The organism is Flavobacterium hankyongi, assembly GCF_036840915.1.
GTDB lineage: Bacteria > Bacteroidota > Bacteroidia > Flavobacteriales > Flavobacteriaceae > Flavobacterium > Flavobacterium hankyongi.
Window position 1 is genome coordinate 1,559,049 of the sequence record NZ_CP085725.1, and the last position, 19,158, is coordinate 1,578,206.

General features: G+C 31.2%; 23 protein-coding genes and 1 pseudogene. 11 read left to right on the forward strand and 13 right to left on the reverse strand.

The window, feature by feature from the left end; genetic code table 11:
• Positions 1–3 precede the first annotated feature (3 nt).
• The 9 genes from LJY17_RS07225 (at position 4) to LJY17_RS07265 (ending at position 6,222) form a co-directional block, all read left to right on the forward strand.
• Positions 4–210 (forward strand): hypothetical protein, encoded by a 207-nt coding sequence (locus tag LJY17_RS07225; RefSeq protein WP_264543174.1) that lies wholly within the window; start codon positions 4–6, stop codon positions 208–210.
• Positions 207–713 (forward strand): TlpA family protein disulfide reductase, encoded by a 507-nt coding sequence (locus tag LJY17_RS07230; protein ID WP_264543175.1) that lies wholly within the window; start codon positions 207–209, stop codon positions 711–713. Before LJY17_RS07225 ends, LJY17_RS07230 begins: the two co-directional genes overlap by 4 nt.
• 1 nt (position 714) lies before the next feature.
• The gene (gene tpiA / locus LJY17_RS07235; RefSeq protein WP_264543176.1) at positions 715–1,464 is read left to right on the forward strand and encodes a triose-phosphate isomerase; all 750 of its coding nucleotides are present in this window, start codon (positions 715–717) and stop codon (positions 1,462–1,464) included.
• Positions 1,465–1,559: 95 nt separating this feature from the next.
• Positions 1,560–3,047: a hypothetical protein gene (locus tag LJY17_RS07240; RefSeq protein ID WP_264543177.1), complete on the forward strand. Its 1,488-nt coding sequence runs from the start codon at positions 1,560–1,562 to the stop codon at positions 3,045–3,047.
• Between the two features lie 12 nt (positions 3,048–3,059).
• Positions 3,060–3,662 (forward strand): DUF6705 family protein, encoded by a 603-nt coding sequence (locus LJY17_RS07245; RefSeq protein WP_264543178.1) that lies wholly within the window; start codon positions 3,060–3,062, stop codon positions 3,660–3,662.
• Entirely contained in the window at positions 3,663–4,052 is a 390-nt protein-coding gene (locus LJY17_RS07250; protein ID WP_264543179.1) for a DUF6705 family protein, read from the forward strand.
• A gap of 260 nt (positions 4,053–4,312) precedes the next feature.
• Positions 4,313–4,915, forward strand: coding sequence for a DUF6705 family protein (locus LJY17_RS07255; RefSeq protein ID WP_264543180.1), 603 nt, complete (start codon positions 4,313–4,315; stop codon positions 4,913–4,915).
• Complete coding sequence (locus LJY17_RS07260) at positions 4,916–5,494, forward strand: DUF6705 family protein (protein ID WP_264543181.1); 579 nt, start codon at positions 4,916–4,918, stop codon at positions 5,492–5,494.
• 191 nt (positions 5,495–5,685) lie between these two features.
• Positions 5,686–6,222 carry a hypothetical protein gene (locus LJY17_RS07265; protein ID WP_264543182.1) on the forward strand — a complete coding sequence of 179 codons (537 nt, stop codon included), beginning with the start codon at positions 5,686–5,688 and terminating at the stop codon, positions 6,220–6,222.
• A gap of 69 nt (positions 6,223–6,291) precedes the next feature.
• Here LJY17_RS07265 and LJY17_RS07270 read toward each other — a convergent pair whose 3' ends face one another.
• From LJY17_RS07270 to LJY17_RS07285, 4 genes are read right to left on the reverse strand one after another with little or no spacing between them, the layout of a single operon-like run.
• The gene (locus tag LJY17_RS07270) at positions 6,292–8,493 is read right to left on the reverse strand and encodes a TonB-dependent receptor (protein ID WP_264543183.1); all 2,202 of its coding nucleotides are present in this window, start codon (positions 8,491–8,493) and stop codon (positions 6,292–6,294) included.
• On the reverse strand, positions 8,493–9,779 hold the full coding sequence (locus LJY17_RS07275) for a tetratricopeptide repeat protein (protein ID WP_264543184.1): 1,287 nt from the start codon (positions 9,777–9,779) through the stop codon (positions 8,493–8,495). Before LJY17_RS07275 ends, LJY17_RS07270 begins: the two co-directional genes overlap by 1 nt.
• Before the next feature lie 58 nt (positions 9,780–9,837).
• Positions 9,838–10,392: a DUF4331 domain-containing protein gene (locus LJY17_RS07280; RefSeq protein WP_264543185.1), complete on the reverse strand. Its 555-nt coding sequence runs from the start codon at positions 10,390–10,392 to the stop codon at positions 9,838–9,840.
• A 22-nt stretch (positions 10,393–10,414) separates the two neighbouring features.
• Entirely contained in the window at positions 10,415–11,065 is a 651-nt protein-coding gene (locus tag LJY17_RS07285) for a DUF4331 domain-containing protein (protein WP_264543186.1), read from the reverse strand.
• A 154-nt stretch (positions 11,066–11,219) separates the two neighbouring features.
• Between LJY17_RS07285 and LJY17_RS07290 the strand changes: the two genes are divergently transcribed.
• A complete protein-coding gene (locus tag LJY17_RS07290) occupies positions 11,220–11,750 on the forward strand; it encodes an RNA polymerase sigma factor (RefSeq protein WP_264543187.1) in 531 nt (176 codons plus the stop codon).
• Positions 11,751–12,539, forward strand: a complete 789-nt coding sequence (locus tag LJY17_RS07295) for an anti-sigma factor (RefSeq protein ID WP_264543188.1) — start codon at positions 11,751–11,753, stop codon at positions 12,537–12,539.
• A gap of 216 nt (positions 12,540–12,755) precedes the next feature.
• Here LJY17_RS07295 and ftsY read toward each other — a convergent pair whose 3' ends face one another.
• From ftsY to LJY17_RS07340, 9 genes and pseudogenes are all read right to left on the reverse strand, one after another.
• Positions 12,756–13,709, reverse strand: coding sequence for a signal recognition particle-docking protein FtsY (ftsY, locus tag LJY17_RS07300; RefSeq protein ID WP_264543189.1), 954 nt, complete (start codon positions 13,707–13,709; stop codon positions 12,756–12,758).
• 187 nt (positions 13,710–13,896) lie between these two features.
• A complete protein-coding gene (locus tag LJY17_RS07305; protein ID WP_014166478.1) occupies positions 13,897–14,049 on the reverse strand; it encodes a DUF4295 domain-containing protein in 153 nt (50 codons plus the stop codon).
• A 45-nt stretch (positions 14,050–14,094) separates the two neighbouring features.
• Positions 14,095–14,277, reverse strand: a complete 183-nt coding sequence (gene rpmG / locus LJY17_RS07310) for a 50S ribosomal protein L33 (protein ID WP_035640032.1) — start codon at positions 14,275–14,277, stop codon at positions 14,095–14,097.
• A gap of 26 nt (positions 14,278–14,303) precedes the next feature.
• Positions 14,304–14,540: a 50S ribosomal protein L28 gene (gene rpmB / locus LJY17_RS07315; protein ID WP_073309425.1), complete on the reverse strand. Its 237-nt coding sequence runs from the start codon at positions 14,538–14,540 to the stop codon at positions 14,304–14,306.
• A gap of 74 nt (positions 14,541–14,614) precedes the next feature.
• Positions 14,615–15,866, reverse strand: a pseudogene (locus tag LJY17_RS07320) (CinA family nicotinamide mononucleotide deamidase-related protein).
• Between the two features lie 58 nt (positions 15,867–15,924).
• Complete coding sequence (locus LJY17_RS07325) at positions 15,925–16,269, reverse strand: Hpt domain-containing protein (protein ID WP_264543190.1); 345 nt, start codon at positions 16,267–16,269, stop codon at positions 15,925–15,927.
• Positions 16,269–16,880 carry a fumarylacetoacetate hydrolase family protein gene (locus LJY17_RS07330; RefSeq protein ID WP_264543191.1) on the reverse strand — a complete coding sequence of 204 codons (612 nt, stop codon included), beginning with the start codon at positions 16,878–16,880 and terminating at the stop codon, positions 16,269–16,271. The genes LJY17_RS07325 and LJY17_RS07330 overlap by 1 nt, the downstream gene beginning before the upstream one ends.
• A gap of 75 nt (positions 16,881–16,955) precedes the next feature.
• Positions 16,956–17,729: a 3'-5' exonuclease gene (locus LJY17_RS07335; RefSeq protein ID WP_264543192.1), complete on the reverse strand. Its 774-nt coding sequence runs from the start codon at positions 17,727–17,729 to the stop codon at positions 16,956–16,958.
• Positions 17,730–17,797: 68 nt separating this feature from the next.
• Complete coding sequence (locus tag LJY17_RS07340) at positions 17,798–19,096, reverse strand: dihydrolipoamide acetyltransferase family protein (RefSeq protein ID WP_264543193.1); 1,299 nt, start codon at positions 19,094–19,096, stop codon at positions 17,798–17,800.
• Positions 19,097–19,158 lie beyond the last annotated feature (62 nt).

A 19,158-nucleotide genomic window follows, 5' to 3' on the forward strand; every position in this document is an offset into this window, starting at 1 on the left:
GATATGGAAGTTCAAAAAAATCATAAAGTAATTTTAAATCTAGGACTTTCTTTGGCTTTTGTTATTCTGGGCATTTTATTATTTAATATAAAATCTGAGAAAAAAATATTAGATATACCATCAAATCAATTAATTGGATTTTTTGCAATACTTGTCAATTCTGTATTGTCTTTAAAATGGCTTTACAAACTAATAAAAAACAACAGATGAAAAAAATAGCCGTAATAATATTACTTATAGGAGGAATCCTTTTAGCATTTGCCTATTCAGCAAAGAATCAAAAAAACAAATTCTCTGAAGAAGCTTTAGCTTCAATTTTAAAAGATAAAGATGGTAACGAAATTTCTTTTCAAGAGATTATAAATAAAAACAAAGGCAAAACGACAGTAATTGAGTTTTGGGCGTCATGGTGTGGCGATTGTGTAAAAAACATACCAAAACTAAAAGAATTACAAACAAATAATCCAAATGTAAATTTTGTGTTTTTATCGGCAGATAAAACCCCTGATGCTTGGTTAAAAGGAATTGAAAAACATCAATTAACTGGCGATCATTATTTAATGGACGGTGGCATGAAAGGAACCTTTGGAAAAGCAGTAAATCTGGATTGGATTCCTAGATACATCATCATAGACAAATCAGGCAAAGTTGCATTATACAGAGCAATAGAAACTGACCACGAAAAAGTGGACGGACTCTTAAAAACATTATAACATGAGACAAAAAATAGTAGCCGGCAATTGGAAAATGAACAAAAATGCTGTGCAAACACAAGAATTAATTACTGAATTATTAGAAAAATTACCTCAGACAGAAGCTAAGGTTATCATAGCACCAACCTTTGTAAATCTGGCGCAAGCCGTAAATCAAACGAATGAGACAGCAATAGAGGTTGTTGCTCAAAACATGCATCAGGCAGAAGGCGGTGCTTTTACAGGGGAAATTTCTGCTGATATGCTAACAAGCATAGGGATTAAAACAGTGATTCTAGGACATTCTGAGCGTCGTGCTTATTTTCATGAAACAGATGCCTTGTTGGCCAATAAAGTAGATACTGCTTTAAAACACGAGATAAAAATTATTTTTTGTTTTGGAGAAGAATTGAAAGATCGTCAAGACAAACAACATTTTAATGTGGTGGAATATCAATTGAAAGATGCTTTATTTCACTTGGGTGAAAATGCTTGGCAAAACATCATTTTAGCTTACGAACCAGTTTGGGCAATTGGGACAGGAGAAACTGCAAGTCCAGAACAAGCACAAGAAATGCACAAATTTATTCGTGAGACTATTTTAGAACGTTACGGAAATACTATTGCTGATAATGTTTCAATCCTTTACGGAGGAAGTGTAAAACCAGACAATGCTAGAGAAATTTTTTCTCAACCAGATGTTGATGGTGGTTTAATTGGTGGTGCTGCGTTAAAAGCAGATGATTTTATTGGGATTATAAATGGGATTTAAAAACAATTAAATTTTAATATTTGAACCTCTAGTTTTTGCTAGAGGTTTTTTCTTACATTTGATTCTTAATCGTTTTTTTTACAAACCAAATAATAATGAAATTTAAAATTCTACCTTATTTATCAATTCTGGTAATGATATTCTCATCATGTGAAGTACAAGAAGATTATATTGAAATAACAAATACTTCACAAAATTTTAAAAGAAGTTCTAAGAGTTATAAAGAACTAATTACCGAGAAAAACTTCACTAAAGCCTTTAGCAAAATTCCGAAGAAAAAAGTAAATAAAATAAACGAATTGGGTCGAACTCAAATGGAAGATGAATATGGTTTTACAATTTACGATACTCCAATAAATATAATGGAATCAGATTCATTACTTGTTTATAATTTGCTTATTAAAAGTGATACACTTAAAACTGGTAATTATTTTGAAAATCTAGTGCTCAATACCAATAAATTCACAAACGAAACAAAAGCTTATATTTTTAAATATAACTTAACTTCCCAAATTGAACCTACAATTCATAATTCGGTCTCTTTTACAGCTAATGTAGCAATAAAACCGATTATTTATTCAGGAAACATTATGGCAAGATATGGCGATATATGTTATACACATCATTATGCAATGTGTTATGAACTCGCAGGAGATGGCATTTTTTCACAACCCCATAGAGCTACAGAATATTGCTCTGGAGCTAAAATAGTAAACTTTTCTGAAGAAGTTTGTGTTGATTTTCAAGGTGGTGGAGCAACAGGGATCCCAACTACGCCATCAACACCAAGTAATCCAGGCGGTTCATCTGGCTCAGGAAATACCCCAATTTATTCAAACCCAACACCTCCATGTGACCCAAGGGTTGATTGTCCTATAATAGATCAAGCTCAAAACAATCCATGTACAAATTTAAAAAAACACTTATCAGGAGTAACAGGAATAAAGCTTAAGAGTCCAGGAATTAATGATTTTTTAAAAAATAATTTGAATCAAAATAAAGAATTTGGATTTTTCTTTAAAAAAGAAAATGGTATATATACATCTACTCAATCAAACAACTCTTCATCAAACAAAATAACCATTAAAGTTGGTGAATACTATTTTGCAAGTATACACACTCACCCATACCCAGGAGGAAACCCAATGTTCTCTTGGGAAGACCTTTTTAGTTTACAACAATATTATCAAAATGCTCAAACAAATCTTCTTGAAGAAGTAGCAGTTTATTTAGTCTGCAAAGACAACAATGGTAACAACCAATTGTATGCCTTAAAGATTGATGATTTTGATATGTTTTCAAATTATTTAACAAATGACATATCGAATACAATTACTCCTCAAGATTTAGCTGGATTAACAACAGATGAACAACGTTTAAGAACAATATTAGACATAATGAATGCAAAGCAACATAAATATAATTTACAGAACTTTAACATTAATCAAGAGGTTCCTTTTTTAAATTATTTTGCGGGTTGTGGTGCAACTCTGTACAAAGCAAATGCCTCTTTAACTAATTGGGATAAACCTACATTATCTAACAGTGCTACAAGCCCTATAACTAACATACCTTGCAATTAAAACCAAATGAATATGAAAAATTTAACTTTATTAACATTTCTTTTACTTTTTGTAAACTGTAATGCACAACAAATAATTAATTTAGAAAACCAAGGAACATACAGAAATTACCCTCAAGGTGCCTATTTTAAAGATATAAATAACTTTTTAAATCCTTTTATTGGCACATACATTTATACCAACGGAAATACTAGTTTAAAGATTATTCTTGATAAGAAAATAAAAGATAACGGAAAATATGCAGAAGATGTTATATACGGTGGTTATGAATATATAGTAAATGGAGTAACTATTGCAAACACTTTACCTAATACCTTACCTGCAAATACATATGCTGGTAGCTATTATATTAGTGGTAATGCTTATTTATTAAACAATTCACATCCCCCATGCAGCACATGTACTCCAGGCGAAAAAAGGCTTTTTATAACCTTAAAAGATATTAATAATATTTATTTAAGAAGACTAATAATAAAACGAGAAGTAGTTAGTGGTCAAGAACAAATAAAAATCGATTTAGATTTAGGTAATACAGTTTACTATAACTCTACAGATCCTGAACCAGTTTTTAATTTTGCTTTGCCATCAGGAAGTTATACTTTGATAAAACAATAAATGAAACATGTTTTAAAATATTTACTGATAATTACAGCAATTTCTTGTAAAAGTCAAATAGCACCATTAAATGGATTAACTTTTGAATATCCAAATGGTACATATTTTAAGGATTTAAATAATGAACTGGATTATTACGTGGGCAGATGGGAAGGAACCTTAAATAATAAAAAATATACTTTTGAATTTGTGAAATTTACACATCATCTCAGTAGTTATGATGGAACCACAAATGGGAGTTACTATTATAAAGATATTGTAAAAGTTAAGTTGAAAGTTTTAGATTTGCAATCGAATCAAATTCTGTATGATAATTTAAATGCAATAAATTACGATGATTATTTAATTTTAGGATTGGCTAAAAAAAATGGAATGTTCAGCTTTAGTTAAGATGCAAAAGCAGAGCATTGCAATTTAGATGCTGAGTTTGATTTAAGACGTATAAATGGTCAGCCCAATCAATTAACCTACTGTTATTTTACATTACGAAGCTATTGGGATGATCAATGTTTTAATTATAAAAACATTCATGATATACCTATATTTTTACCAAAAAGTGATTTAATATTAACGAAACAATAAAAAATCTTGTAACATAAGCTATTAACAATAGCGATTTTCAATTTAAAGCTGAAAGTCGTTTTTTACATATGAAAAAAATATTTTTATTTGCGTTCACATTATTATTAAGTAATTGTAATGCACAACAAATAATTAATTTAGAAAATAAAGGAACATACAGACATTACCCTCTAGGTGCCTATTTTAAAGATATAAATAACTTTTTAAATCCTTTTATTGGCACATACATTTACACCAACGGAAATACTAGTTTAAAGATTATTCTTGATAAGAAAATAAAAGATAACGGAAAATATGCAGAAGATGTTATATATGGTGGTTATGAATATATAGTAAATGGAGTAACTATTGCAAATACTTTACCTAATACCTTACCTGCAAATACATATGCTGGTAGTTATTATATTAATGGTAATGCTTATTTATTAAACAATTCACATCCCCCATGCAGCACATGTACTCCAGGTGAAAAAAGACTATTTATAACTCTACAAGATACACAATGCATATATTTTAGAAGACTAATAATAAAACGAGAAGTAGTTAGTGGTCAAGAACAAATAAAAATTGATTTAGATTTAGGTAATACAGTTTACTATAATTCTACAGATCCTGAACCAGTTTTTAATTTTGCTTTGCCATCAGGAAGTTATACTTTGATAAAACAATAAATGAAACATGTTTTAAAATATTCACTGATATTTATAGCATTATCCTGCAAAAGTCAAGTAACTTCAATTGCTCCCTTAAATGGGTTAAGTTTTGAAAATCCAAATGGCACTTATTTTAAGGACTTAAATAACGAGTTGGATTATTATGTAGGAAAATGGGAAGGAACCTTAAACAACAAAAAGTATATTTTTGAATTTGTCAAATTTACGCAACATCTTAGAAGTTATGATGGAACTACAAATGGAAGTTATTATTATGAAGATGAAATTCTAGGGAAATTAAAAGTTATTGACCTCCTGACAAATCAAGTTCTATATGATAATTTAAACGTAACAAATTATGATGATTATTTAATTTTAGGATTAGCTAAAAAAAATGGGATGTTTAGTTTTTTGTATCAAGATAAAGCTGAAAAATGCTATTTACATTTAAGACGTATAAATGGTCAACCAAATCAATTAACCTACTGTTATTTTACGTTACAAAGCTATAGAGATAATGAATGTTTAAATTATCAAAACATTTATGACATACCTATATTTTTACCCAAAACAGATTTAATATTAACTAAACAATAAAAAATCTTGTAACATAAGCTCTTAACAATAGCGATTTTCAATTTAAAGCTGAAAGTCGCTATTGTATTTGCAAAATAATGATTCGATTTAAATTTATTGCAAGTTACATCACTACTACAAATAGAAAACTTATGGTGTACTATTGTTCTAGATATTAAACAATAGTATGATAATGAAAAAATTAATTGAAAATGAAATATATCCCAGCCCTTCTTTTATCAATTTTACTATTCTCATGCAATGAAAATAAAAAATCAGCAACCAGCACTGATTTACCTTTTTTTCATTTTGATAAACTAGAATACTACCATCCTACTCTTACAAAAAAGGAATTTCATTCCATCATAATGAATTCGAATAAAACAAGAGAAGAAGAAGCTTTATTGCAAATTCTAACAGGTAATATTCCAGTATCCATAAAGGATACTATGTTTATAAAAAACATGGAGATTCTTAATTTTAAAAAAGATGTTATTGATCCTAAATTATATTCAAAAATATCCCATTTGTTTTCCTCTAGAGAAGCATCGCAAAATATATCTCCTAAATGTCAATCAGATTATAAAGACATCCTTATTTTTAGGGAAAAGAATGTCATCGTTGGAATGGTAAAAATAAGTTTTGATTGTTTGAGACACCAAATGATAGGTGAACGTTATAATGATTCGAAATTTGGTCAATCGGGTGAATATGTAGCATTAGAAAACATACTAAAGACATATAATTAACAAAAAAAGCCTATCATAAAAAAAACGCTATGATAGGCTTCTCAAATAAAAACAAACTAAAACTAACTTTTAAAAATTATAAGTAATTTTTCCTTTAAGAAAAAACGGTGTTCCTGGCGTAAAATGTATTTCTTCAACACTTTGGGTTTCATTTTGCAATTGTGACTCTGTAGCAAATTGCGTTTCATTCCATTTTGTATTAAAAATGTTTTCGGCACTAATTCCAAACGCAATTGCATTCCACTTATAATTTATATTGGCATCTGTAACCATATATCCTTTGGCAACGATTGAATTGTCTTCGTTAGCAGGTCTCGATTTCAAATAACGGTATTGTAATCCGCCTGACCAATTTTTATAATTTTTCAGGCTAATTCCTGCTGTAGTTGTAAAATCAGGTGCCAAAGGAATATAGTTTTGTCCTTTGGGGTCTTCTGTACTTCTTCCGTGAGTATAATTTGCATCTGCATCAAAAAACAAATAATCACTAAGTTGGTAACGCATCCCTAAATCTATTCCTCTTCGTGCTGTTTTACCACTTGGCTCAACAACACCTGCATCGCCTACATAAACAAACTCTTGTTGTAAATCTAACATCCATAAAGCTGAATTAATTAATAGCTTAGAAAACGGTTTGTAAATAATTCCAAAATCGGCTCCAAAAGATGTTGGTAATATCTTTTTCCCTGATTGCTCAACAACCACTCTTGTGTCGTTTGAATGAAACCCATAACCCGATTTAATAAATACCTGAAAAGTATTACTATGTGCATAAATCAAGTTCAGTTTTGGAGATATTTTGGCTTTGTTTTCGGATTGTGTTCTATAATTTGTTGCCAACTTGTCCTGATAATCAAATTTAAAATAATCTAATCGAAGCGATGGATTTATCTTAAATTTCCCAAAATCGAATTCAGTATTCAGATAAGAAAACATATTCGTTTGGTCTATATCACCAAGTTTTGTGGTATTTAAAGTTTCTTTTCTGTTTTTTGTATGTGATAATTCTGTGTCTTTAGTTTGATCTGCTCTAAATCCTAATCCAAACTGTAATAATCCTTTAGTTAGCTTACTACTTAGTTCGGCGTTTAAACCATAAATATCTCTGTACTCCTTTTGTCTTATTTGGTCTCCATTTATAGGATCTTCTAGAAAAAAAGTAAAATTAGAATACAATTCAAACTGATAATTTGAATAGAATGTATTCGCCTTTATAGATGTTTGTTCAGTTAATGGTTTGATTAATAAAACATTTACATTGGTTCTTGATGTTGAACCTCCTTCGGTATTATCCACGGCACCAAATCTTGAAATGGCTCCGTTATCAATTAATCGTTGTGGAATTTGTCCTGAAGCATCCCATTTACTTGTAAATCTTGAAGCTAAAACCGAAACTTTTCCGTTATTAGACAACAACGTTGTGTATTTACCTAAAATATTTATTCTTTTAAAATTTTGAGGTGAATCAAAAGGTCCATCTGTCAACATGTATTCTGTAGCGATATACGCTTTATCTTTAAATTTTTTATCTAACAAATCAAAAGCTCCAACGGTTCTCAATGTGTTAAACAGACCTACTTCGGCACTTACAAAACTTTTTTCAATATCTTCTTTCGTCTTAAAAGCAACATAACCTGCTGTAGCAAAATCACCTTTATTGGCGTAGTAACTTCCTTTCCCAAAATCAATTTTATCGATAGTTTCTGGAATCACAAAATGTAAATCGGCATAACCTTGACCGTGGGCATGGGAAACCATATTTACGGGCATTCCATCAACAGAAATAGCAATATCAGTTCCATGATCTATATCAAATCCACGAAGAAAAATTTGTTCCGCTTTACCGCCACCTGCGTGTTGACCTATAAAAAGTCCCGGTACTTTTCTTAAAATTTCCTGGGATGATTTTACAGGTGCTGTAGCCAAATCTATTTTGGAAATTATATTCATTGCTGAAAGATTTGATGAAACAACAACTTCATCCAATTTAAAAGCATCTGATTGTAGTGTAATTTTAAGTTCACCAGCAGTTACAGTAATAGTTTGTTTTTTAAATCCCAATGCAGACACTAACAATTGGTCATTTTCTTTAGTTTTTTCAATAAAAAAATTTCCAAATTCATCAGTATGTGAATGTGTTTGTGTAGTATTATTGATTAGATAAGCATTCTCTATTGGGGTCCCCAGTGAGTCGATAACAACTCCTTTTTGAACTTGTGAAAAAGCAATTGAAGTAATTAAAAAAAATGTTATGTTGATTATACTTTTCATTATAAACTTTGGATTTTGGCTGACATGTTTGGTCCTAATTCAAAAATACTAGATTCTAATTCTTTTTTTATGGGTTTTACTTCGTTTAATAAATTATTAGCTTTATATATACTTGCTAAATGGAACATTACTTCAGGCTCAAAAGATTTTTTTACTACATGTTCATTTACGATTTTTAAAGCTTTTTCAGATTCTCCGTTTTTAAAATAAGCCCAAGCCAATAAATCGTAAGATTGTGGTGTGGGTCTATTACTAATTTCCTGATTTGCAATTTTAAATGCTTCATCAAGTTTTTTATTTTCTTCCGAAAAAAGTAGTGCATTGTATTTATTATACATCACTCCATAATTATTACTATCTAACATCATGAAATAGTCATGAAGATATTTTTTTTGTGAAGCAAAATCTTTTTCATACTCTGCTACTTCGGCTTTAAGCAGATAAAAATCTGGTGAATTGTGTTTTTTAGAAACTATTTCGAGAATACGTTTGGCTTCTTTAGTATTTTTTTCGTGAGAAAAAGCTATCCATGCTAATCCTTTCAAAGCGAAAGAATTATTAGAATCTAGATTTAATGTTTTTAGATAATAATCGTATGAATCGTTTATTTTGCCGGCATGTCCATACATATCACCCAAATTCGAATAAGACCATGTCATTAAAGATTTATTATCTAGCTTCTCAGTCATTCTGGAAGCATTTTCCATAATAGATATAGCAGTATTCAAATCACCTTTATGATCATTCCATTTAGCTAATCGTATTAAGTAATCAAAATCATTAATATCATAAATCGCTTTTAAACTTTCTTTAGCTTTTTCATAATTACCCAATTCCATTTGAACATCAAATAAAAGCTTATGAGTTTCGTGAAGTTTTTCACCTATTTGATATGCCTTTTCTGCTAAAGTTAGTGCTTCTTTAAATCGATGTTGTGTGATGTAATTTCTTGCTAAAGATCTTAAAGAACCTACATCTTTATAATTTAATTTTTTGTTCGACTCTATTAATAAATTTTCGGCTTTGTGTAAGTCTTCTATATTACCTGTTTGTTCAAAAAGCAATGAATAGTAAGCAGCAATTTTATTTAGATAGCTCGTTTGTGTTGGCGATTTATCATATTTATTCTGCCAGAATTTAATTTCACTCAAAGCAAAATCAACAGTTTTATTTCCTTTTAAATTCAAATAAGAATTGTAGTCATTGCTATTCATAAGCTTACCATTTTCTTTTTTGCATCCAGAAATAATAAATATGAAACTAAAAAATATAAAAAAAATTCTCATAATCTTGAATTGAATGTTAAATAAAAAAGGGCATGATAATACACATGCCCTTAAAGTTTTACCAAGCCGTAGCTAAATATGGAAATGTGCTAGAAAAAGCTTTATCATTTGCATTAACGTGGTCTGATGTAAGTCCAGCGTTAGAAGTCCCTGCGGGTCCTCCAAAAATCAATAATAATTCGACATCAATAACATCATCAGCTAAAGCTCTACCTGTTAAAACATTTGTACCATCAAAAAAAGTAGTTGTACCTACTTTACTCACATTTAAAACATCAGTAGCCAATAATCCTGTAAACTGAGCAGCTGTTTGTCCCAAAGCATTAGTAGTATAACCTGAATTTAAAGCTAATAATCTTGACTGAAAAGTAGCCTGATAACTAGCCCCCATCATAGAAGGGATTGTTGTATTGAATGCGTCTTTAGGAGATCCCGAGGCAACAAAAACCGTGTTAATCGCCGGTCTTGCCATTTGATCCTTTTGAACATAAGTTCCAGAAAAATCAGGTCCATAATCCATCATTTGCATATCATCATCATCATCATTACAACTCATCAACATAGACAGTCCTAAAATAGATATTGCAGCTATTATATATTTATTTGTTTTCATAAATTTCATATTAAAGTTTAGATTATTGCTTTTGTTTAGTTTCTACCCAAACATTTATAGAAGAAGATGTTCCTAAAGAAGCTTTTGGTACTTCAATAATTGTAGAAAGTACATTAGTTCCTGCGAATGTATCAGTTCCAGGATTATTAAATCCAGTTGCAGTTCCAGCTAAAATGGCTTTATACTGATTTAAATCGAAAAAGAATGGATCGTCTCTTGGTCCAGCAAAAAATTTCATATTATTGTTTGTTCCAATTATGGCTGCCTGACCATATTGAGAAATTTCGACACTCCCTGAAGCATTATTAGTTTTTATCGTACTTGAAGTACCAGTAGCGTCTGGTGCAACAGGGCCGAAGAAATACATTTTATTTCCACGTTTAATTGCCTGAATCACTAGATCTTCAACATTGTCATTGTTATTGTCAATGTTGATTTCTGTTAGCACGCTCTCATTAAATGTTGCACTTGCGGTAGCTCCAGGACTTAACAATCCTTGTGAGTTAACCACAAAAACCATGTTACTTGTATTTTGCCCTTGAAAAGCATATACATCGGTAATGTCGGATGCGTTACCTGTTACCGCTGGTGCATCTGCGTGATCCGCAGCGATTAATAATAGACCTGAAATCGCAAACAACGAAAGGCCTATATACATTTTAGTCTTTTTCATTTTATTAATTTTTAAATGATTATAAAGACACTTACGCAATAACTTTCTTGTTGGTTTTAAAAAAGATGTTTTTTTTTCAAAAAAAATAATCTACCCATTAAATGAGGTTTATAAAAAAGAATATATATGTTTGTAATTCAAATCCGATAATTGTATGAGTCAGGAAGAAATCATTTTGCTACTACAAAAAAAAGATGATAAAGCCTATAGTGTTTTGTATGACATGTATGCTAAAAGCCTCTTTGCAGTCATCATTAATTTAATAAATGATCGTGAAGAAGCCGAAGATATACTTCAGGAGTCATTTGTGAAAATTTGGAAAAATATAGATTCATACAATGAATCCAAAGGGAGACTTTATACCTGGATGCTTAATATTGCAAGAAACACAGCCATTGATAAACTCCGTTCTAAAAACTTTAACAATAGCAAAAAAAACCTATCTTCTGATAATTTCGTACATCTACTTGACGAGAGCAATAAATCTGTTTTCAAGATTGAAGCCATTGGTATTCAAGAATTCATAAAAAAGCTAAAACCCAAATGCATTGCCTTAATTGATTTATTATTCTTTAAAGGTTATACGCAACAAGAAGCTTCAGAAGAATTAGAAATACCGCTTGGAACTGTTAAAACACAAAATAGAAATTGCATTAATGATTTAAGAATCTTTTTAAAAGTATAAATGGATAGTAAAGAATACATAGAATCAGGAATTTTGGAACTTTATGTTTATGGTTTACTAAATGAAGAGCAAAACCTAGAAGTACATGAAATGTCTATAAAACATAAAGAGGTAGAAGCTGAAATTGTAGCTATTGAAAAATCTATTCTTTCTCTATCAACAAGTTTTTCACCATTCCTATCTGTTCAGAATTTTGAAAAAATAAAAGCTGAATTAGAAATTAAACATAATAATGTGATTGATTTGAAGCCAAAAAAATCAATACCAAACTACATTGGATGGGCAGCGGCAGCTGTTTTACTTTTATTCATAGGATATCAATACAACCAACAATCAGCAATTAAAAATGAAGTAGTAACATTGGAAAAAAACAATGAAAAACTGAATGAAGCAGTAGTGACTTCAGAAAATGAAGCAAAACAGTCTAAGGAAGCTCTTAATATCATTAGAGACACTAAAAATACTGTAGTTTCACTTGCTGGACAAACTGTTTCTCCTTCTTCTTATGCTAAAGTATATTGGAATAAAGATAAACAGACAGTATATATTGATGCTTCTGGATTACCGGAACCTCCAGAAGGAAAAGAGTATCAGGTTTGGTCATTAAAATTAAAACCATCTTTAACACCTACCAGTATTGGATTACTGAGCAATTTTACTGAAAACAATTCAAAAATATTTGAAGTTAGCAAAACTCAAGATGCAGAAGCTTTTGGAATTACTCTAGAACCAAAAGGCGGAAGCAAAACTCCTACAATGGAACAATTGTATACTTTAGGAACAATATAACTCTGCTAAAAAAATATAAATAAAAAATCCAGCTGAGTTAGCTGGATTTTTTATTATTGCTTTTTCTCCTTATTAAACTTTACCCATGCTGCAATATACATGATGAGCGCAATAAAGTAAAACACGATAGAAATATAAATATTTTTAACGGTTTGTGCTAACAATAAAGCCGATGTAGCAAATAAAAAAAAGTGAAAAGCTTTGAAACTTTGCATATTATTTAAAGAATGAATCTACGAATTCGTATTTGTTAAACACTTGAAGATCATTAATCCCTTCACCCACTCCAATATATTTTACAGGTATTTGAAATTGATCAGAAATACCAATAACAACACCACCTTTAGCAGTTCCATCAAGCTTTGTGACAGCAAGACATGAAACTTCTGTTGCTGCTGTAAACTCTTTTGCTTGTTCGAAAGCATTTTGTCCAGTAGAACCATCTAAAACTAATAACACGTCGTGTGGCGCATCTTCTACCACTTTTTGCATAACGCGTTTTACTTTAGTAAGCTCATTCATTAAACCAACTTTGTTATGTAAACGTCCTGCTGTATCAATAATCACTACATCTGCATTTTGAGAAACAGCACTTTGTAAAGTATCAAATGCAACCGAGGCTGGATCACTACCCATTTGTTGTTTTACAATAGGAACACCTACTCTATCAGCCCAAATTTGTAATTGATCGATAGCAGCTGCTCTAAACGTATCCGCAGCTCCTAAAACTACTTTGTAACCAGCCTTTTTAAACTGATTTGCTAATTTACCAATAGTTGTTGTTTTCCCTACTCCGTTAACACCAACCACCATAATTACATATGGTTTTTTGTTGGCTGGAATTGTAAATTCAGTTTCTTCACCAGAATTTGTTTCAGATAATAAACCTGCAATTTCATCACGAAGGATTTGGTTTAATTCTTCTGTTCCTAAGTATTTATCGCGAGAAACTCTTTCCTCGATACGTTCAATTATTTTTAAAGTAGTATTTACACCTACATCGGAAGTTACTAAAACTTCTTCAAGGTTATCTAAAACTTCGTCGTCTACTTTTGATTTACCAGCAACCGCTTTAGTCAATTTTGACAAAAAGGAAGTACTTGACTTTTCAAGACCTTTGTCTAATGTTTCTTTTTTTTCTGAAGAAAATAATCTTTTGAAAAAGCTCATTTTTAATTATAAGTTATAAGTTTTGCATTTTATAGAAGCCTTTTGTTTGTATCTGCCTCTTGTCATTAATGACGAGACAGGAAATACATTTAAAAAACGCCAATTGATGGCTCCTAAACTCTAGCAAATATAAAATAAAAAAGCTACTTCCCAATGAAAGTAGCTTAGTTATATTGAATGGATAAAATTATTTCTTTTTAAGAAATTCATCTACTTCTTCTGGAGACATGATAGCCTCAACAAAAGTGTAAGCACCAGTTTTTGGAGATTTTACCATTTTGATAGCTTTTGATAATCTCTTAGAAGCTGTTTGTAATGTTGCAACGGTTTTCTTTGCCATGACTTATACTATTTAATTGAAGTATTATTAAAAATAACTTCTAGATTATTTAATTTCTTTATGAACAGTCACTCTCTTTAAGATAGGATTGAATTTTTTGATTTCTAATCTATCTGGAGTGTTTTTTTTGTTTTTTGTTGTGATGTAACGAGATGTTCCAGCTACGCCAGAAGCTTTGTGCTCAGTACATTCTAAAATTACTTGGATTCTATTACCTTTCTTTGCCATTTTGCTATAAATTTATTAGGAACAGATTATTTAATAAATCCGTCTGCTTGTGCTTTTTTCAAAACTGCAGAAATTCCGTTCTTGTTAATCGTCTTAATTGTAGAAGCAGCTACTCTTAGAGTAATCCATCTGTCTTCTTCAGGAAGGTAAAAACGTTTTTTAACCAAGTTAACAGAGAATTTTCTCTTAGTCTTGTTCATAGCGTGAGAAACGTTATTTCCAACCATCGCTCTTTTTCCTGTAAGGTCACAAACTCTTGACATTATGCTTATCTTTTATCGTTATTCAAAATCAGGGTGCAAAGTAACAAAAAAGAAACGTTAGTAACAAATTATTTTTAGTAGTTTTTTAAAATTTCTTTATAAATAAGCTCCAACCCTTTGTTTACGGCTCTATCAATCACTTTTTCACGCGGTTGTCCAAAATTAAATTCTTCTGAAAAGACTCCTTTTGGTGTGGCAATTCCGACAAAAACTGTACCTACTTCGGCATCTGAGTCTCCTTTATTTGGACCTGCATTTCCAGTTGTTGCAATGGCAAAATCTGTTTGAAACTTTTTTTGAATGCTCAAAGCCATAGCTTCGGCAACAGCACTACTCACTACCGATTCTTTCTGAATTAATTCGTGAGGAATCGCTAAAATATCTTCTTTAACTTCAGTCGCATAACTCACAACACTACCTTTAAAATAAACTGAAGCTCCAGAAACTGAAGTTATTACCGAGGCTATTTTCCCTCCTGTGCAACTTTCAGCCGTAGAGATACTAAAACCTTTTGAAGAAAGCAATCTACCCAATACAAATTCCAAAGGTTCGTCATCATCTAAACCAACTAAACAATCTTCTATTTGTGGTTTGAGTAAATTTATTTGTTCCTCCAAAGCCTTTTTTAAGACTTCTTCATTACTGCCCCTTGCTGATAGTCTTAATCTAACCCTTCCAGGGTTTGGCAAATAAGCGAGCTTTATAAAATCAGGCAAATTATCTTCCCATTTTTCTATTCGCTCTGCTAATAAACTTTCCCCAACCCCATATGTCAAGAGTGTTTGATGAATTATATATGGTCTATCAAATTTTTCAACAAGTTTTGGAATAACCTGATTTTCTATAAGATATTTCATTTCGAAAGGAACCCCTGGCAAAGAAATAAAAACTGTATCTTCCTTCTCCATCCACATCCCAGGCGCTGTACCTACCTGATTAAATAATACTTCACATCTTGAAGGCACTAAAGCCTGATCTTTGTTGATTTGTGTTATAGGACGCTTAAAAAAAACTTCAATTAATTGGGTCACATGATCTAAAACTTGATTGTTATAAACCAACGTATCGTTCATATACTCACATAAAGTTTTTTTTGGTAATATCATCTTTAGTAGGCCCTAAACCTCCAGTGATAATAACTAAATCAAATTTATTTTGAAGGTTTGAGAGTGTGTCAAGAATATGTTTTTTATCATCTGAAATTGAAAGCATTTCGTTAACTTCAATCCCAATTTTATTAAGACATTTTGCTATAAAACCAGAATTAGTATCAACTATTTGGCCTATTAAAATTTCGTCACCAATTGTGACAATTACTGCTTTCATTTTTTATCAGAATAGAAGTTGTTATTTTACAGTGATTCTTTCGAAGTAGAGAAATTGATTACAGATTAAAATCTTTTTTTACTTCTTCAAGTGCTGCATCGATGCGCCCTTTAAGACTTTTATAAACCTCTTTAATTTCCTTTTTCTTTCCTTTATCGCGAGTCCATTGTTCGATTTGAAGAATTTCTTCTTTGGCCGCATCCATACCCAACAAATCTAATGTTGGTTTTGTTTTATGAGCAAAACTATATGCCTTAGCGTAATCTTTTTCTTTAATACCATCCTTCATCTCTTTGATGTCATCTGGCACTTCATCAACAAACAAATTTATAATTTGTAATACAAAATCTTTGTCATCATCTGATATTGCATAAACTTTTGCTAAATTATAGTGTATTGCCATTATTTTACTTGAATCTTAAATAGTTGTTTATCTTCAATAAATCCTTCTAAAACATCTTCAGGATTAACTTTTGCTACTCCCGCAGGTGTTCCTGTAAAAATAATATCTCCAGTTTTTAATGTAAAATATTGCGAAACATACGATATGATTTCATCTATTTTCCATAACATCATACTGGTATTACCTTTTTGAACTACCTCACCATTTTTAGTTAATTCAAATTTAATATTTTCTAAAGAATCAAAATCTTTTTTCGATAAAAAGTCACCTATTACCGCTGAACCGTCAAATGCTTTTGCTTTTTCCCATGGCAATCCTTTACTTTTTAGTTCAGATTGCACATCCCGAGCTGTAAAATCAATCCCTAAACCTATCTCATCATAGTATTTATGGGAAAACTTAGCATCGATATACTTACCCACTTTATTGATTTTGACTAAAATCTCAACTTCATGATGTACATCATTACTGAATTCAGGAATTACAAAAGGAAATTGCTTAGGCAAAATCGCAGTATCCGGTTTCATAAAAATTACTGGTTCACTTGGACGTTCGTTATTTAGTTCCGAAATATGGTCAGCATAATTACGACCTATGCAGATTATTTTCATATCATTAAGCATTCAGTTAATAGCCGCTAGTTTTATCAGTGATTCTAAAGATGAACACTTTAAACTGCAAACTAATTACTGCTTTGTATTTAATTTTCTTAATTTAATTCCAGTTAAAACCTTTTTTGTATACAATGGAAAATCAGCATTTTGAATCCAACCAAAATAGCCTGGTTCTTTTTCAAGCACCTCTTCGACTAAGGCTCCCTTATGCTTTCCGAAGGTGAAAATTTCATTTCCTTCTGCATCTAAAGCTATAAATCCAGCAAAATCCACAAACTTTTTACGTGTTGTAAATTCTGATAAAGACTTCATATCATTTTCTAAATCTGGATAACGTTCTAATTGTGCTTTGAGTATTTCATAAGTAGCTTCAGTATCTGCAGCTGCTCTGTGTGCATTATCTAAAGTTTGTCCACAATAGAATTTATATGCAGCACCCAATGTTCTTTCTTCCATTTTATGGAAAATAGTTTGAACATCTACTGACACTCTGTTTTTCATATCAAAATCAACTTCGGCACGTAACAATTCTTCTGCTAACAATGGAATATCAAATCTGTCTGAATTAAAACCAGCCAAATCAGAATCTTTAATCATATTGTGAATTTGTGAAGCCAATTCTCTAAAAGTAGGCTCATTTGCCACTTTCTCATTGGTAATTCCGTGAACGGCAGTAGCAGAAGCTGGAATTGGAATTGTTGGATTCACCAACCATGTTTTACTTTCTTTATTTCCGTTAGGATATATCTTTACAATTGCGATTTCGACAATTCTGTCTCTTCCAACGTCGATTCCTGTAGTTTCTAAGTCAAAAAAACAGATTGGTCTGTTTAGTTTTAGTTCCATTTTTTTTATTTGATATGCAAATATAAAAAACCACGCTATTGCGTGGTTTTCAAAGTATGATTTTTTTATTAAATATCTCTATTAATATCCCAAGCCTCAAGATAATCAGCAACTCGTTTTACAAAACTTCCACCTAAAGCTCCGTCAACTACTCTATGATCATAAGAGTGTGATAAGAACATTTTTTGACGGATTCCAATAAAGTCTCCTTCAGGAGTTTCTATAACAGCAGGTACTTTACGAATAGCTCCTAAAGCTAAAATACCTACTTGTGGCTGATTGATAATTGGCGTTCCAAAAACTGAACCAAAAGTACCAACATTAGTTACTGTATAAGTACCTCCTTGAGTATCGTCTGGTTTTAATTTACCGGATTTTGCACGGTTACCTAAATCATTAACTGCTTTTGCCATACCTACCAAGTTCAATTGATCTGCATTTTTAATTACAGGAACAATTAAATTTCCGTTTGGTAAAGCAGCAGCCATACCTAAGTTAATATTTTTCTTTTTAATGATGTATTCTCCTTCTACAGAAATATTCATTCCAGGGAAATCTCTTAACGCTTTTGCAACAGCTTCCATAAATATTGGAGTGAATGTTAATTTTTCACCTTCTCTCTTTTCAAAAGCATTTTTCACTTTATCTCTCCATTTCACGATGTTAGTAACATCAACTTCGATGAATGATTGTACGTGTGCAGATGTTTGAACAGATTCCACCATGTATTTTGAAATCAGTTTACGCATTCTGTCCATTTCAACAACCTCATCAGCACCGTTTACAGACACAGGAACCGCTTGAGTTGATGTTTGAACTGGAGCTACAACTGCTTTAGGAGCTTCTGTTGTTGCCGCAGGTTTATTACCTCTATTTTTAATATAGTTTAATAAATCTTCTTTATTTACACGTCCATCTTTACCAGAACCTTGAATAGATTCTAATTCAGCTAAAGACACACCTTCTTCTTTCGCAATATTTTTTACTAATGGAGAGAAAAACTTATCAGATCCTGAAAAATCTGCAGGAGCAGCATTTTCTTTTGCAACTTCAACAGTTTTAGCAACTTCAGCAACTGGAGTTGATGCTGCTTCTGCTTTTGGAGCTTCTGCTACAAAAGCACCTCCTTCTGTTTCAATGATTGCAATAGTTTGACCTACTTGCACTACATCATCTTTTTGAAATAATATCTCAACAAGTGTTCCAGATACTTCTGAAGGCACTTCACTATCTACTTTATCTGTAGCGATTTCAAGAACAGCTTCATCTTGTTCTATCTTATCACCAACATTTTTTAACCAGTTTGTTACGGTTGCTTCTGCAACACTTTCTCCCATTTTGGGTAATTTCAATTCAAACTTTGCCATATTTTTAAACTAAAGTTGTGTTTCCTTATTTGGTTTGCAAAATTAACATTTTTTTGTTCGAT

What these genes read in the sequence shown, in the direction of transcription:
- LJY17_RS07225 (WP_264543174.1), top strand. Translation starts at nt 4, where the DNA reads ATGGAAGTTCAAAAAAATCATAAAGTAATTTTAAATCTAGGACTTTCT.
- LJY17_RS07230 (WP_264543175.1), top strand. Translation starts at nt 207, where the DNA reads ATGAAAAAAATAGCCGTAATAATATTACTTATAGGAGGAATCCTTTTA.
- tpiA (WP_264543176.1), top strand. Translation starts at nt 715, where the DNA reads ATGAGACAAAAAATAGTAGCCGGCAATTGGAAAATGAACAAAAATGCT.
- LJY17_RS07240 (WP_264543177.1), top strand. Translation starts at nt 1,560, where the DNA reads ATGAAATTTAAAATTCTACCTTATTTATCAATTCTGGTAATGATATTC.
- LJY17_RS07245 (WP_264543178.1), top strand. Translation starts at nt 3,060, where the DNA reads ATGAAAAATTTAACTTTATTAACATTTCTTTTACTTTTTGTAAACTGT.
- LJY17_RS07250 (WP_264543179.1), top strand. Translation starts at nt 3,663, where the DNA reads ATGAAACATGTTTTAAAATATTTACTGATAATTACAGCAATTTCTTGT.
- LJY17_RS07255 (WP_264543180.1), top strand. Translation starts at nt 4,313, where the DNA reads ATGAAAAAAATATTTTTATTTGCGTTCACATTATTATTAAGTAATTGT.
- LJY17_RS07260 (WP_264543181.1), top strand. Translation starts at nt 4,916, where the DNA reads ATGAAACATGTTTTAAAATATTCACTGATATTTATAGCATTATCCTGC.
- LJY17_RS07265 (WP_264543182.1), top strand. Translation starts at nt 5,686, where the DNA reads ATGAAATATATCCCAGCCCTTCTTTTATCAATTTTACTATTCTCATGC.
- LJY17_RS07270 (WP_264543183.1), bottom strand. Translation starts at nt 8,493, where the DNA reads ATGAAAAGTATAATCAACATAACATTTTTTTTAATTACTTCAATTGCT.
- LJY17_RS07275 (WP_264543184.1), bottom strand. Translation starts at nt 9,779, where the DNA reads ATGAGAATTTTTTTTATATTTTTTAGTTTCATATTTATTATTTCTGGA.
- LJY17_RS07280 (WP_264543185.1), bottom strand. Translation starts at nt 10,392, where the DNA reads ATGAAAACAAATAAATATATAATAGCTGCAATATCTATTTTAGGACTG.
- LJY17_RS07285 (WP_264543186.1), bottom strand. Translation starts at nt 11,065, where the DNA reads ATGAAAAAGACTAAAATGTATATAGGCCTTTCGTTGTTTGCGATTTCA.
- LJY17_RS07290 (WP_264543187.1), top strand. Translation starts at nt 11,220, where the DNA reads ATGAGTCAGGAAGAAATCATTTTGCTACTACAAAAAAAAGATGATAAA.
- LJY17_RS07295 (WP_264543188.1), top strand. Translation starts at nt 11,751, where the DNA reads ATGGATAGTAAAGAATACATAGAATCAGGAATTTTGGAACTTTATGTT.
- ftsY (WP_264543189.1), bottom strand. Translation starts at nt 13,709, where the DNA reads ATGAGCTTTTTCAAAAGATTATTTTCTTCAGAAAAAAAAGAAACATTA.
- LJY17_RS07305 (WP_014166478.1), bottom strand. Translation starts at nt 14,049, where the DNA reads ATGGCAAAGAAAACCGTTGCAACATTACAAACAGCTTCTAAGAGATTA.
- rpmG (WP_035640032.1), bottom strand. Translation starts at nt 14,277, where the DNA reads ATGGCAAAGAAAGGTAATAGAATCCAAGTAATTTTAGAATGTACTGAG.
- rpmB (WP_073309425.1), bottom strand. Translation starts at nt 14,540, where the DNA reads ATGTCAAGAGTTTGTGACCTTACAGGAAAAAGAGCGATGGTTGGAAAT.
- LJY17_RS07325 (WP_264543190.1), bottom strand. Translation starts at nt 16,269, where the DNA reads ATGGCAATACACTATAATTTAGCAAAAGTTTATGCAATATCAGATGAT.
- LJY17_RS07330 (WP_264543191.1), bottom strand. Translation starts at nt 16,880, where the DNA reads ATGAAAATAATCTGCATAGGTCGTAATTATGCTGACCATATTTCGGAA.
- LJY17_RS07335 (WP_264543192.1), bottom strand. Translation starts at nt 17,729, where the DNA reads ATGGAACTAAAACTAAACAGACCAATCTGTTTTTTTGACTTAGAAACT.
- LJY17_RS07340 (WP_264543193.1), bottom strand. Translation starts at nt 19,096, where the DNA reads ATGGCAAAGTTTGAATTGAAATTACCCAAAATGGGAGAAAGTGTTGCA.